13 protein-coding genes are annotated in these 14476 nt (G+C 64.0%); 9 read left to right on the plus strand and 4 right to left on the minus strand.

Annotated features, from left to right (window positions below; all coding sequences use genetic code 11):
- The first annotated feature begins 26 nt into the window (after positions 1–26).
- Positions 27–1205, plus strand: a complete 1179-nt coding sequence (locus NA29_RS14885) for a DUF2863 family protein (RefSeq protein ID WP_039399188.1) — start codon at positions 27–29, stop codon at positions 1203–1205.
- A gap of 62 nt (positions 1206–1267) precedes the next feature.
- Here NA29_RS14885 and trmB read toward each other — a convergent pair whose 3' ends face one another.
- A complete protein-coding gene (gene trmB, locus NA29_RS14890; protein ID WP_039403626.1) occupies positions 1268–1954 on the minus strand; it encodes a tRNA (guanine(46)-N(7))-methyltransferase TrmB in 687 nt (228 codons plus the stop codon).
- 500 nt (positions 1955–2454) lie between these two features.
- On the opposite strand from trmB, the gene NA29_RS14895 reads away from it, so the two are divergent.
- Positions 2455–3102, plus strand: a complete 648-nt coding sequence (locus NA29_RS14895; RefSeq protein WP_052252960.1) for a BspC domain-containing protein — start codon at positions 2455–2457, stop codon at positions 3100–3102.
- 503 nt (positions 3103–3605) lie between these two features.
- Here the strand turns inward: NA29_RS14895 and NA29_RS14905 are convergent.
- Together NA29_RS14905 and yaaA are read right to left on the minus strand one after the other, a co-directional pair.
- Positions 3606–4754: a M14 family metallopeptidase gene (locus tag NA29_RS14905; RefSeq protein WP_039399192.1), complete on the minus strand. Its 1149-nt coding sequence runs from the start codon at positions 4752–4754 to the stop codon at positions 3606–3608.
- Positions 4755–4819: 65 nt separating this feature from the next.
- Positions 4820–5599 (minus strand): peroxide stress protein YaaA, encoded by a 780-nt coding sequence (yaaA, locus tag NA29_RS14910; protein WP_039399194.1) that lies wholly within the window; start codon positions 5597–5599, stop codon positions 4820–4822.
- A 58-nt stretch (positions 5600–5657) separates the two neighbouring features.
- On the opposite strand from yaaA, the gene NA29_RS14915 reads away from it, so the two are divergent.
- Positions 5658–6170, plus strand: coding sequence for a putative toxin-antitoxin system toxin component, PIN family (locus NA29_RS14915; protein ID WP_095178457.1), 513 nt, complete (start codon positions 5658–5660; stop codon positions 6168–6170).
- A gap of 96 nt (positions 6171–6266) precedes the next feature.
- Entirely contained in the window at positions 6267–7454 is a 1188-nt protein-coding gene (locus tag NA29_RS14920; protein ID WP_039399198.1) for a pyridoxal phosphate-dependent aminotransferase, read from the plus strand.
- 96 nt (positions 7455–7550) lie between these two features.
- On the opposite strand, the gene NA29_RS14925 is transcribed toward NA29_RS14920, so the two are convergent.
- Positions 7551–8198, minus strand: a complete 648-nt coding sequence (locus tag NA29_RS14925) for a glutathione S-transferase family protein (RefSeq protein ID WP_039399200.1) — start codon at positions 8196–8198, stop codon at positions 7551–7553.
- A 449-nt stretch (positions 8199–8647) separates the two neighbouring features.
- On the opposite strand from NA29_RS14925, the gene NA29_RS14930 reads away from it, so the two are divergent.
- The 5 genes from NA29_RS14930 to NA29_RS14950 all read left to right on the plus strand — a co-directional run bounded on the left by NA29_RS14930 (position 8648) and on the right by NA29_RS14950 (position 14441).
- A complete protein-coding gene (locus tag NA29_RS14930; protein WP_052252961.1) occupies positions 8648–10213 on the plus strand; it encodes a 3-hydroxyacyl-CoA dehydrogenase in 1566 nt (521 codons plus the stop codon).
- A gap of 15 nt (positions 10214–10228) precedes the next feature.
- Positions 10229–11008, plus strand: coding sequence for an oxepin-CoA hydrolase, alternative type (locus tag NA29_RS14935; RefSeq protein ID WP_039399202.1), 780 nt, complete (start codon positions 10229–10231; stop codon positions 11006–11008).
- 140 nt (positions 11009–11148) lie between these two features.
- Positions 11149–11904 carry a histidine phosphatase family protein gene (locus NA29_RS14940; protein WP_052252962.1) on the plus strand — a complete coding sequence of 252 codons (756 nt, stop codon included), beginning with the start codon at positions 11149–11151 and terminating at the stop codon, positions 11902–11904.
- A gap of 137 nt (positions 11905–12041) precedes the next feature.
- Positions 12042–13160: a phosphotransferase gene (locus NA29_RS14945; RefSeq protein WP_039399204.1), complete on the plus strand. Its 1119-nt coding sequence runs from the start codon at positions 12042–12044 to the stop codon at positions 13158–13160.
- Between the two features lie 51 nt (positions 13161–13211).
- Positions 13212–14441, plus strand: a complete 1230-nt coding sequence (locus NA29_RS14950) for an acyl-CoA dehydrogenase family protein (RefSeq protein WP_039399207.1) — start codon at positions 13212–13214, stop codon at positions 14439–14441.
- Positions 14442–14476 lie beyond the last annotated feature (35 nt).

The raw sequence follows: 14476 nt of genomic DNA on the forward strand, positions 1-14476 counted from the left end.
TTCATGTGTTTCTGCTTTGCACGACTATGCGCTCACGCACCGCCAAACGACTGACCCCCGACGCCGAAAAGCTGGTCGGCCACGCGCTCGCGCTGGCCGCCTCAGGCAGCCGCATCGAAGACCGCTTCTGGGAAGCCCAGCTCGATACGCTGCTCACGCGCGTACTGCGCACCGGCAACCAACCGGCCATCGATGCCGCGCTCGACCATCTCCAGGCCAACCATAGCGAAGCCTACGGCGCGCTCGCCGATCTGATCGAGTCGCAAAGCGAATCCGCCGAACCCGAGGCCGACGGCCAGACGTGGGACGGCCTGCTCGTCGCTATTCCGATCCTCGCCTGGACGCGTTACGCCATTCCGTCCGGCGCGGTGAAGCCGGACGCGCTCATGCCGGTTCGCGCGCATCTGCACGCGCACGTCCTCGCTGAATCGGCACGCGTGGCCATTTCGCCGTACCTCTACAGCATCGACCAGCTCCCGCGTACGCATTGCGAATCGTGGAAGGTGACGCAGCAACTCGTGCAGGCCGCCGTCAGCAACGCCGAAGTCAAGCAGCCCGGCAACGACCTGCCGGAGACAGCCCCGATCCTCGCCGATCCGCGTTTCCTGCTCGCCGCCGTCGCCGTGCCCAAGGGCGCGGCCATGTTCCGCTGGCAGGAAGACGGCGCACGTCACGCAGAGCGCGGCCAGTGCCAGGAAGCCTGGTCGGCGCAAGGCGGGCCGAATCTGAATGCCCTGCTGCCCGGCTGCGAGATCGAGTGCCTCCTGCCCGACGCTTACTACGCCAGTTGCCGCGAAGCCGACGAACGCATTCGTCCGCATACGATCCGTACGGCGCTGCGCTATCTGGAAGATGTCCTCACGCTCACACCGCCGGAATTGCGCGCTGTGGTCGCGGGCTTCGGCGAACAGAATATCGACGAGTACCGCATCGGCTTCACGCAACGCGGCAGCAACGACGTGATCTACGGTGTGGTGTGGCCGCTCTACGGTCGCGAGAACGGTGAGGTCGAAGGCGGTGCGCTCGACGAAGTCACGGACCTGCTGAAGGCCTGCGGCGTGACCGAGATTCGCAAGCATCCGGGCCGCTTCGATCCGGAATATTGCGACGACTGCGGCGTGCCGCTCTATCCGGACCCCGTGGGCGAAGTCGTCCATGCGGAAATGCCGGAAGACGCCGAACCGAGCCGTCCGCACTTCCATTGATCGTGCATCGAAATAAATCGGCCGTAGATGATGAGCGCACGGCCGATTTGCTTTTGCAACGATCAGCGCGGTGGCAGCGTCACCACGCAACGATGCAACGAATGCCCTGACGCCAGATATTTGCGCTCGAACGGCGTCATGGTCGCGGCGCTGTCCTTCGGCACCCACGCTTGCACCTCAGCAGACACGCCGCTCAGCCATTCGACTGCAAGCGCGAATTCCTCGATGTAGATATCCCAGTTGCTGCGGCATTCGAGCACACCACCGAGCGCCACGACCGTCGGAAATACGGCGTGCGCATGCCAGCGGCGCGAGAGCTGTCCGATCTTCGGCCACGGATTCGGATAGAGGATGTAGTGACGCGCGGGGCGAATGCCCGCGTCGTGCAGTTGCCGCCAGAAATCCACGAGATCCGCGCGCACCCACACAAAGTTCTCGGGCCATTCGCCGTCCCACCAATCCTTGCCGCGCACAATACGGCTCTCCGACTGATCGATGCCGATGACGAAGTGATCGGGATACTGCGCCGCGAGTCGCAGCGTGCTCTCACCCACACCACATCCTGCGTCGATGATCAGCGGCACTGCGCCCGCGCTGCGCCACGCAGCGATCGCTGCGTCGAAGGCTGCGGCGCTGTAGGCCGCGAGTGGCTTGCGAAAGGCGGCGTCGCGATGACGGCTCACCAATTCCGCCAATTTGTCGTGTGGACCGGTCTGAGCACTGCCGACCGTGCGTGAATTTGCAAACATGCCGAATAGAAAAATCGCGAATGCCCAGAGGGCGATGCGCGAATGCACAGCGCATACGCTGCACTATCCGCGTGAAAAGCCACGAAATGTGCCGCTGTTCGAGCGATTGCGTCAACGTCTGCGATGACACAATGCGCCCCCTGTTGCCGCATAACCGCGGTAGAAGCTGCAAGAAACCTGCAAAACAAGAAGCGTTTTCCACGCCGACGCTCGCGTCGAAAAATGCTACTACGTAGCGTGGATGGCCCGCATTGTAGCGCGCCGTAACTTTCACGCGCGGCGCAATGACGTCTTCGGGCTTACCCGGCGGGCGTGAGCGGCTTTTTTTCGGTTAAGATGGATGCCGCTTCGCCGCTGTCTTTCAAAATGCGGTCAAGCTTCTTCGCGAGCGGCGCATGCCAGCGACTCATAAGATGAGTTATCGCATGCCCGCATTGCTCTGCAATGCTCAGGGCCGGTTCACACACACGGCTCTTACGCCCCCGAGAATACGTCAAGCAATGTCGAATCGATTTTTCCAACGCGCCGCAGGCGTCGTGATGCGAGCCGTGCGCCAGGTCGCAGGCATCGCATCCATCGCTGCGCCGCTCTGCCTGTCGGCCTTCACGGCCCCGGTACAGGCCTTCACGCTCGAACAGCATCGTGCGCTGGTCGAGCAATTTATTAACACGCGTCACGCCGATCCGATGGTGGCCGACTGCGCTGCGCATGCGAGTTTCGTCGTCGCTACGCTCCCCGGCTACGAGAGTGTCGAGTACGGCGAGACGGCACTTGATCCCGAACACGCGAAAATCGAACCCTGGAATGGACCGTTCGACGATCGCAAGCAACGGGTCGACGTCACGCAGATGGTCGAACTCGATGGTGTCGGCAAACGCACGTCCGGCCAGACCGACAACATCCACATTCGCTGCGGATACGCCGACGGTCGCATGATGGGCTTCGACTACACGTCGCCGCTCTCTCAGGTCGAGCAGCCGGTGAAGCGCGCTGCGCGCGGCAACACGCGCGGCAAGGCCGCTCACGCGAGCGCGAAGTCGGGCAAGAAAAGCACCACGGCCAAGTCGACGGGAAGCAAGTCGTCGGCAAAAGCCCCGTCTTCGAAGTCGAGCAGCGCTAAGAAGAGCACGACGAAAAAGAAGAACTGATCGCTGCGCGCGGGTACCTTAGCGAAGCGGTTTCAGAGCCCGTCGGAACGCGTAGCGCGAGAGATCGCGCTACGCTCCGTCACGCCTGTTTGTGCACATTCGAGAGGGCCGTCACTGTCGCGTCGCGCGCACATTGTGCCGACGTGTTCGACTCAAATCGCGCCAACGTGACGCGCCCCGGCCGTTTCAACTTCCCGCCACACGTGACGCAGTACCTCAGAAGGTGCGGCGCAACGCGTCGGTTGCTCGCCACGGCATCCAGTCCGCCCCCCGACGCGACGCCGTCCTTGCTTAGCGCCTGAATCTCCCTGAGCAACATCGGCGTGACTCTGGTGGTGTGGGACGGATCGGGAGTATGTCCGTTTCCCGCGTCGAATCCGATACGCATGCTGTCCCCTGACAAAACAAAATGGGAACGCGCTGCGTCCCCGTCACCTGTCAGATGCCGTCACGCCAAGGACACGTCCCTGGCGTGACATCATGCGTTTTGGGCCGACGGCTTGTTACGCCTGATCGGCTTGCATCTGCGCCCAGATCGCGGAGAGCATCGACGCGCCGAGGGCCGCACTTCGCGCACCACTCCAACCGACTTGCGAATCGGGTCGGTTGGCGTTGTCCTTGAACGGCATCTCAAGGGTGAGCGACAGGCACCCGAAGCGATGCGCCACCCACTTCGACGCCAGCTTGAGCGACTCCATGCCGTGCTTGCCCGGGGGGTAGCCGAACTTGTCCTGGAAGTCGAGGCTCGCCGCCTTGAAGCGCTCGCTGAACGCCCTCTCGCGTGCCAGCACCGCCTCCGTGCCCCATTCGACACCGTCGTTACCCGCCAGGAAAACGTAGGGCAGCGCTTCGTCGCCGTGGATGTCGAAGAACATGTCGCAACCGGTCGCTTCAATGGCCGCGCGCACGTGATGCACTTCGGGACTACGCACGAGGTCCGGCTCAAGCCATTCGCGGTTGAGGTTCGCGCCCGTCGCATTGGTACGCAGATTGCCGCGCGCCGAACCGTCCGGATTCATGTTCGGCACGACGTGGAACACCGCTTCGTCGAGCAAAGCCGTCGCGAGCGGATCGCCGGCCCAGTCCCCCGCACCGAGCAAACGACGCAGCATACCTTCCACGAACCACTCCGCCATCGTCTCGCCGGGGTGCTGACGCGCAATCACCCAGATATTGCGTTTGCCCGCGCGCGGCTCGCCCACCGTGAGCAACGTCATGTCGCGCCCGTCGACGGTCTGCCCCAGCGAGCGCGAACTCACTCGCGACGAATTCTGAGCGGTGCCGAGCAACGCCAGATGACGCTCCTCCGCATACGGCTCGAAATACGCGAGATAGACGCTGTCGTGTTCGGGTGTGAAGGCCACCGTCATCACTTGCCCGTCGTAAGACGTCGGCACGCGAAACCACGTCACACGGTCGTACGACGCCACCGCGCGATAGTTCTCCCAGCCGCGCGGATAGGACGTTTGCCCCGCGTTGTCGAAAACGATGCGGCACGGCGTCCCCCCCACCCCCTGCACGCGGAAATGGAACCACTGCGCGAACTCGGCCGCGCCATCTTGTGCGATGCGCACATGGATATCGTCGGCGCGCTCGGCGCTCACCACATGGATGGCGCCGCTGTCGAATCGGCTGCTGATTTGGACGGTCATGACGGATCTCGCTGGCGAAAATGAAAAGCCCCGGGATCTTGCCCGGGGCGGGGGACAGGCGGGCGTCAGGCCACGCGACGGCGGAACACCCAGAGCGAATCGTTCGACACGCTGTCGTCGAACGCGTAGCCCTCGGTATCGAACGCCTTGAGTTGCTGCACGTCGGTCACTCCACGCTCGATGGCGTAACGCGCCATCAGTCCGCGCGCGCGCTTGGCGTAAAAGCTGATGATCTTGTACTTACCGCTCTTCCAGTCTTCGAACACGGGCGTAATGACGGGCGCATTGACCAGACGGCGTTTGACGACCTTGAAGTACTCCTCGGACGCCAGATTCACGAGCACACGGCGCGCTTCGCTATGCTCGGCGAGCGACGCATTGATCGTCTGCGTGACACGCTCGCCCCAGAAGGCATACAGATCGCGGCCGCGCTTGTTCACGAAACGCGTACCCATCTCGAGACGGTACGGTTGGAGCAGATCGAGCGGACGCAACACGCCGTACAGACCCGACAGGATACGCAGATGCTTCTGCGCGAAGTCGAGCTGCGTCGCGTCGAGCGTGCGGGCGGAGAGACCTTCGTAGACGTCGCCGTTAAAGGCGAGCACGGCTTGTTTGGCGTTGGACGTATCGAAGCGCGGCGACCATTCGGCGTAGCGCGTCGCGTTAAGCGCGGCGAGCGGGTCGGAAATGCTCATCAGCGAGCCGACCTGCGCCGGGCTCAGTTCGCGCAAGCCCTCGATCAATTCGGCAGCGTCGTCGACGAACTGAGGCACGGTGTGCGTGCTCACGTGCGGCGGCGTTTCGTAGTCGAGCGATTTGGCCGGCGAGAGAACAATTATCATATCGGGTGAGGCGTTCCTGCCTGCGCAGGAAATTAACGTAAAACCGTCATTCTATCCAATGCTTCAAAACGCTGTTGCCACGCCCGCCGAGCGGGCCTTCGCCGAGCATCTCGACACCCTCGCCACACCACCGCGCGTGGTGCTCGACACCAATGTCTGGATCGATCTGCTCGTCTTCGACGACCCGATTGCCCGCCCCGTGCGCGATGCGCTCGTCGAGCACCGTCTCATCGCCCTTATGGCCCAGCGGTGTCGCGACGAACTGGCTGTCGTGCTGACCTACCCTCAATTTGCCTCGCGTGAGATCGACAACGACGCCGCCCTCGCGTGGGTCGATGCGCACACGCACCGAATCGTTGTCCCGGACGATGCCGCACCGCCTGCACAACTGCCACTCTGCCGCGACCGGGACGATCAGAAATTCCTCGAAGCGGCACGCGACGGACACGCGCACTGGCTCGTCAGCAAGGACAAGGCAGTACTGAAGCTGCGTAGCCGGGTGACGCGCCAGTTCGGCTTTCGCATTGTGACGGCAAGCGCATTTACGTCATTGCTCGTAATTGGCGGTTAGGCGGGCGACTGAGCGGGCAGTTAATCGCCCCCACCCGCAGGCAGGGCGCGACGGCGGTAGAATGACGGCCTGATCACTGCCTCGTCCATCGTTAACATGAACGCGCCTCACACTGGATCCACCACGCCTGCGCTGGTTGCCCCGCCGCTCGCGTCGCGTCTGCCGAACGTCGGCACCACCATTTTCACCGTCATGTCGGCGCTCGCTGCCGAGAAGCAAGCGGTGAATCTGGGTCAGGGCTTCCCCGATTTCTCGTGCGATCCGAAGATCGTCGACGCCGTGGCACGCGCCATGCGCGAAGACCACAACCAATACCCGCCGATGGCTGGCGTGCCCGCACTGCGTCAGGCCATCGCGGACAAGATCGGCAAGCTTTACGGACAGCACTACGACTGGAACACCGAAATCACGGTGACGGCCGGTGCGACGCAGGCGTTGCTGACGGCGATTCTCGCCACCGTGCATCCGGGCGACGAAGTGATCGTGTTCGAGCCGACGTACGACAGCTACGTACCGTCGATCGAGCTGGCTGGCGGCAAGCCGGTGTTCATCACACTCGAAGCCCCTGAGTTCCGTATTCCGTTCGACAAGCTGGCTGCGGCCATCACGCCGCGTACGCGTTTGATCCTGTTCAACACGCCGCACAACCCGAGCGGTACGGTGTGGCATGAGCAGGACCTCGTGAAGTTGTCCGAGATCGTGGCGGGCACCGACATTCTGCTGATCTCGGACGAGGTCTACGAACACATGGTGTACGACGGCAAGCGTCACGAGAGCGTGGCACGCCACCCGGAGCTAGCGCGCCGTAGCTTCATCGTGTCGAGCTTCGGCAAGACGTATCACGTCACGGGTTGGAAGGTCGGTTTCGTGGCCGCGCCGGCCGCCTTGTCCGCAGAATTCCGCAAGGTGCATCAGTTCAACGTGTTCACCGTGAACACGCCGATGCAGGTCGGTCTGGCCGACTACATGCGCGATCCGTCGCCGTATCTCGAACTGGCTGGCTTTTATCAGAAGAAGCGCGATCTGTTCCGCGAAGGTCTGGCCGGTACGCGCTTCAAGCTGCTGCCGTGCGAAGGCACCTACTTCCAGTGTGTGGACTACAGCGCGATCAGCGATATGAGTGAAGCCGATTTCGCGCTGTGGCTGACGGGCGAAATCGGTGTGGCCGCCATTCCGGTCTCGGCGTTCTATCACCAGCCGCATGAATCGGGCGTGGTGCGCTTTTGCTTCGCGAAGCAAGACGACACGCTGCGTGAAGCACTCACGCGTCTGGCGAAGATCTGAGCACGACGCCGGGCGCCCGGTCCCACCGGGTCGCCCAAACGAAAACGGCCGACATCCCCTGGATGGCGGCCGTTTCGTTTTTACGGTCGAATCAGCTTACCCGGCCTTCTTCGCCTGCTGATAAGCCTTCTGCTCGGCGCGCACGCGCTGGAACGATTCACGCTCGGCGAGTCGCTTCGTGTACGCCTTCCAGTCGATATCGGCGGCTTGCAGGAAGTCCTCGCCATAGACGGCTTGCGTCGCCATTCCGAGAATCGGCAGATGGATACCGGCTGCGATGTCGGCCATCGTGAACGTGTCGCCCGCGACGTACGGTGCGAATTTCGCGAGGCGCTTGAAGGCGACGATGTTCCGGCGCAGCAGCTTCTCCGTGCGGCTGCGTGTGCCTTCCGACGCCGTGCCGCCAAAGAATGCCTGCCCGTAGACTTCACGCACCACCAGTTCCAGATGCAGTTCCAGCATCGTGAGCAGCTCACGTTCCTTGGCCTGTCGCCACGGATCGCTGGAGAAGAGCGCCGGCGTCGGATGCGTCACCTCAAGGTAATCGCAGATCACCTGCGACTCCGACAGGAAACCTTGTTCCGTTTGCAGATACGGAACCTTGCCGAGCGGCGAGCATTGCAGCAGCGGCTCGTCCTGACACGGGATGGATTCGGACTCTTCGAAGGGCACGCCCTTCTCGTACAGCACAACCTTAACCTTGTTGTAATAGTTGCTTACCGGAAAGCCGTACAGCTTCAACATGATGTCTCCCATGTGAGTGAGCCGGTGGACGCGTCCACCGGTTACCGGAAGTGTACCGGCACGCCCTAGCCATGCGTGAATTGAATTCAACCGCAGACGTCCCGAATTCCGGCGCTCGGCCAGTGCGCATGCCCCTCCCGATCGCAGGACGGGCATCCACGTCATCGACCGCCCAGCGGAACAAGCGCTGGCAACGGCGGCGAGATCAGCGACAATAGCCGCAATGCGTTTTGGGCATCGGTTTGCATCGTCTGTCGATTGGTCAGGAAATTCATTTCCCGACCGACCGGTCGGACGATAGAATGGCAAGTCGCGCGCACTCAGTGCCTGGTTAGCGACTCGATAATGCCTCGATAGCACATGTTTAAACCGGATCAGGGCTCGCGCAGCCCCTGAGCGCTGACAAAATACCGATCGACGACATCGACACCAACTTCGAGACACTCCGAATGACTGCATCCCCCTCGTCTTCCTCGTCCAACGTCCCGGCCGCTGCCAGCCAGGCCATCGACGTTCTGGGCATCGTCGGCGCCGGCGCCATGGGGCGTGGCATCGCTCAGATCGCCGCGCAAGCCGGTCTGACGGTCAAGCTATACGACACCAACGCCGCCGCCGTGCAAGCCGCGCTGGGTGCCCTGCGCGACACGCTGGACAAGCTCGCCTCCAAGGGCAAGATCGACGCGGCGAGCGTCGATGCGACGATGGGACGTCTGCGCGCGTGCAACGCGCTGGAGGATCTGGCGGATTGCCAACTCGTCGTCGAGGCGATCATCGAGAAAATCGAGATCAAGCGCGACCTCTTCCGCGCGCTCGAAGGCATCGTTGCCGCCGATGCGATTCTGGCGTCCAACACGTCGTCGCTGTCGATTACGGCGATTGCGGCGGCGTGCGAGCGTCCCGAGCGCGTGGCGGGCTATCACTTCTTCAACCCGGTGCCGCTCATGAAGGTGGTCGAAGTCATCGACGGCCTGCGCACCGCGCCGGAAGTCGGCGACGCGCTGCTCGCCCTCGGCCAGCGCATGGGCCACACGGCCGTGCGTTGCAAGGACATGCCGGGCTTCATCGTCAACCACGCCGGGCGCGGCATGAACACCGAAGGCCTGCGCGTGGCGAGCGAAGGCGTGGCGAGCTTTGCGGACATCGACCGCATCCTGCGCGAGCAGGCAGGCTTCCGCCTCGGCACGTTCGAACTCCTCGACCTCACGGCGCTCGATGTCTCGCACCCCGTGATGGAGTCGATCTATCACCAGTTCTACGAAGAAGCCCGCTTCCGTCCGTCGCCGATCACCGCTGTACGCTTCGCGGGCGGACTGCTCGGGCGCAAGGTCGGCGAAGGCTTCTATCGCTATGTCGACGGCAAGCAGCAGGTGCCGCCCGAAGCCCCCGCGCCGGATGCGCTGCCCGCGAGCGTGTGGGTAAGCCGCGCGGATACACGCGGCTTCGCGGCGGTCGTCGAGCTGCTGGGTGCGACGGGTGTGACCATCGAAAGCGGTGAGACGCCGTCCGAGACGGCCCTGATCGTCGTCACGCCGCTCGGCTTCGACGCCACGACGTGCGCCGTCGAACAGGGTCTGGACGCGACGCGCACCGTCGCCATCGACACGCTGCTGCCGCTCGCTGGCGCGAAGCGTCACACGCTGATGACCACCCCCGTGACGACCGCCGACGCGCGCAACGCCGCCCATGCGCTGTTCGCCCACGGCGGCACGCCCGTGACGGTGATCCGCGACTCGGCCGGGTTCGTCGCACAACGCGTGATCGCCACCATCGTGAACATCGGTGCCGATATCGCGCAGCAACGCATCGCGACGCCGGGCGACATCGACCGCGCCGTCACGCTGGGTCTCGGTTACGCCAAAGGACCGCTTGCGTTAGGCGACGCCGTCGGCGCGCGTCAGTTGCTCACGGTCCTGCGTAATCTGCAATCGTTCTACGGCGACCAGCGTTATCGTCCGTCGCCGTGGCTCACGCGTCGCGCGCAACTCGGCGTGTCCCTGCTCACCGAAGAAGCGTAATCCGGAGACCGACTCATGGCTGCTGAACTGCTCGCCGAACGCGTCGACCAGACGCTGGTGCTGACGCTGTCCAATCCCGGCGCGCGCAACGCCCTGCATCCGGACATGTACGCGGCTGGCGTCGAAGCGCTGGCCACGGCCGAGCGCGACGCATCCGTGCGCGCCGTCGTGCTCACCGGGGCCGACAACTTCTTTTGCGCGGGCGGGAATCTGAACCGCCTGCTGGAAAATCGTCAGAAAGACCCATCCGTGCAGGCCGCCAGCATCGACGCGCTGGCCGAATGGATCGAGGCGCTGCGTGCGTGCCCGAAGCCGATCATCGCCGCCGTCGAAGGCGCGGCGGCAGGGGCAGGCTTCTCGCTCGCGCTCGCCTGCGATCTGCTCGTCGCCGCCGACAACGCCAAGTTTGTGATGGCGTATGTCAAAGTCGGCCTGACGCCCGACGGCGGCGGTTCGTGGTTCCTCTCACAGGCCCTGCCCCGCCCGCTCGCCACCGAGATCCTGCTCGAAGGCAAGCCGGTGTCGGCCGCGCGACTCGCGAACGCAGGACTCGTCAACCGGGTCGTCGCACCCGGACAGGCCCGCGCCGAAGCACTGAACTGGGCGACGGATCTGGCGCAACTGTCGCCGAACGCCGTCGGCCGCATCAAATCGCTCATCGACAGCGGTGCCAGCGAAACGCTGACCTCGCAACTCGGTGCCGAGCGCGATAATTTCGTCGCCTCGCTGCACCATGCCGACGGCCTGGAAGGAATCAGTGCCTTCCTCGAAAAACGTCCGGCAAAATACCCCTGAAACGCGTACCCGCAGAGGGCGTACCCGAACCACTGGCGTGCGCCCTCTCTCTATGCCCCGGCGCAGCCGCTGGCCACCAAGGCTCGCTAGCCCGCTAGTCCGCTAGTCCGCTGCCCGCATTTGTTCAGGAGAACCCTCGCATGAGTTCACTCGGCCAACTCGGCGCCCAGACCGGTCCGCTGACCTTCACGCCGTCGGCACGCCGCCGCATCTATCTGATGCGTCACGGCGATGTCACGTATTTCGACGACAGCGGTCACCCGATCGATGCCGACACCGTCCCGCTCAATGCGCTGGGACGCACGCAGGCCAGCGCCGCCGGACGCGCCTTCGCCGCCGAGAACATCCGCTTTGACCGGGTCATCGTGAGCGGCCTGCCGCGCACGCGTGAGACCGCCGAGCGCGTGCTCGCAGAAACCGGACAGGACGTCGAAATCGAGACGTGGCCGTGCTGGCAGGAAATCCGTGCAGGCAAGATCTCCGACCTCCCCCCCGCCGAACTGGCACAAGCGTTTCTCAGTGCGTTCGACGGTCTGGTGCCGGAAGACACACGCTTCATGAGCGGCGAATCGGTGCGCGAACTGCTCGACCGCGTCGTGCCGCCGATCGCGGAGCTGCGCGCCGATAAGTCGTGGGACACCGTGCTGCTGGTGTTGCACGGTGGCGTGAATCGCGCGATTCTGTCGCATGCCCTGCATCCGCTGGGACGCCTCTTCCTCGGCCAGCTCGCCCAGACCCCTGCGTGCATCAATGCGCTCGACGTCGGCGACAAACCGCAGGACTGGGTGGTGCGCCTGATGAATTTCGCCCCGCCGCAGCCGCTGCATCGCGATAACCGGCTCACGGTCATGGAGAAGATTTTCGCGTCGTTCGTCCGCACGCGCCAACGCGGCTAAACGACACGCGCCATCGTTATTCGGGGCCGGAGACATCTCTGGCCCATCACGTTCCATAGAACGTCGCCGTACAACAGCAAAAGCCGAACCTACGAATCAGTCTCGATCAACGCAGCACCGGAAATGCAGGAGACAGCATGGCCGAGGAGCTTGTACAGGACTTTTCCGCATTTGCAGGCGAACGAGCGCTGGGCAGTTGTGCGCCGTTCGACACCGACGCGCTGGCGCGCTGGCTGAGCGCCAACGTCGACGGCTTCTCCGGGCCGCTGACGCTCACGCAGTTCAACGGCGGACAGTCCAATCCCACCTACCGTCTCGCCACGCCCTCGGCCGCGTACGTGCTGCGCACCAAACCGGCTCCGGCGGCGAAGCTTCTCCCCTCAGCCCACGCCATCGAACGCGAATACCGCGTGATGGACGCACTCGCCAGCACCGACGTCCCTGTGGCCCGCATGCGGGGCCTGTGCGAGGACGAAAGCGTGATCGGACTGGCGTTCTATGTCATGGATTTCGTGGACGGGCGGGTGCTGTGGGACCCGTCGTTGCCGGGCATGACGGCGAAGCAGCGCGGCGAGATCTACGACGAAATGAATCGCGTCATCGCAGCGCTGCATCGTGTCGATTACCGGGCTGCCGGTCTCGAATCGTATGGCAAGCCGGGGGACTACATCGCGCGGCAGATCGCGCGCTGGAGCAAGCAGTACCGTGCGTCGGAGACGGAACCCATCGATGCGATGGACCGGCTCATCGAGTGGCTGCCCGCCCATCTGCCGGTCAGCACGCCGGACACGCCCGAACGCACGACCATCGTCCACGGCGACTTCCGTCTCGACAACCTGATCTTCCATCCGAGCGAGCCGCGCGTGCTAGCCGTCCTCGATTGGGAACTGTCGACGCTGGGCGACCCGATTGCGGACTTCAGCTATCACTGCATGGCGTGGCACGTGAGCCCCGGCGTGTTTCGCGGCATCGCCGGGCTCGACTGGACAGGACTCGGCATTCCGGATGAAGACGTCTACATCCGTCGATACAGCGAGCGCACGGGCATCGTTCCGCCCGCGCAATGGCACTTCTATCTGGCATACAACATGTTCCGTATCGCAGCGATCCTGCAAGGCATTATGAAGCGCGTAAGCGACGGCACGGCCGCAAGCCAACAGGCGCTGGACGCTGGCAAACGGGCTCGGCCGATGGCCGAACTCGCCTGGACGTATGCGCAGCGTGCAACGAACGCGACGCGCTCGCGCGATGCCTGACCACACGCCGCCACGCCCCGATTCAGCAGACAGTCACCGCCCGGAGACCTCATGAACTTCAGCTACAGCCCGAAAGTCGACGCGTTGCGCTCGCGTCTTTCAGCGTTCTTCGACGAGCACATCTTTCCGAACGAGCAGCGTTATCTCGAAGAGATCGAGATCGCCCGTCGTAACGGTGACGCATGGCAGCCCTCGCAAGTGATCGAGCGTCTCAAACCGCTCGCGCAGCAAGCCGGGCTGTGGAACTTGTTCCTACCCGATTCAGGGCGCGGTGCAGGCCTGACCAACGTCGAATACGCGCCGTTGTGCGAGATCATGGGACAGGTGCCCTGGGCGCCGGAGGTCTTCAACTGCAATGCGCCCGACACCGGCAACATGGAGACGCTCGAGCGCTACGCCACCGACGCCCAGAAAGCGCAATGGCTGGAGCCGCTACTGCGCGGCGAGATCCGTTCGGCGTTTCTGATGACTGAGCCGGACGTCGCATCGAGCGACGCCACCAACGTGCAATGCCGTATCCGTCGTGAAGGGGACGACTATGTCGTCAACGGCCGTAAGTGGTGGTCGACGGGGGCTGGCGATCCACGCTGTGCGCTCTACATCGTGATGGGCAAGACCGACCCCGACGCCCCGAAACACGCCCAGCAGTCGATGATCCTGATTCCGGCCGACGCGAAAGGCGTCTCGCGCGTGCGTCCGCTCTCGGTCTTCGGTTACGACGACGCACCGCATGGCCACATGGAGATCGTGCTCGACGACGTGCGAGTCCCCGCGAGCAATCTGCTGCTCGGCGAAGGGCGCGGCTTCGAGATCGCACAGGGACGGCTCGGGCCGGGCCGCATCCACCACTGCATGCGGCTCATCGGGCTGGCCGAGCGCGCCCTGGCGCTGATGTGCCAGCGCACGCTTTCACGCGTGGCGTTCGGCAAACCGATTGCGGCGCAGGGCGTCACGCGCGAGCGCATTGGCGAGGCGCGTTGCCTGATCGAACAGGCCCGTCTGCTCACGCTCAAGGCGGCCTACATGATGGACACGGTCGGCAACAAGGCCGCGCGCGCGGAGATCGCGATGATCAAGGTCGTCGCACCGAACATGGCGTGTCAGGTCATCGACTGGGCGATTCAGGCGCACGGCGCGGCGGGGCTGTCGGGCGACTTCCCGCTAGCGTATGCCTATGCCAGCGCCCGGACCCTGCGCTTTGCGGACGGGCCGGACGAAGTCCACCGCAATGCCATCGCAAAACTGGAACTGGCGAAATACGCGAGCCCGAACGCCGGGTAAGCGAACCGGCGGGCGCCCGGGCGCCCGGGCGCCTT

It is taken from the genome of Pandoraea sputorum, assembly GCF_000814845.2.
GTDB classification, from domain to species: Bacteria; Pseudomonadota; Gammaproteobacteria; order Burkholderiales; family Burkholderiaceae; genus Pandoraea; species Pandoraea sputorum.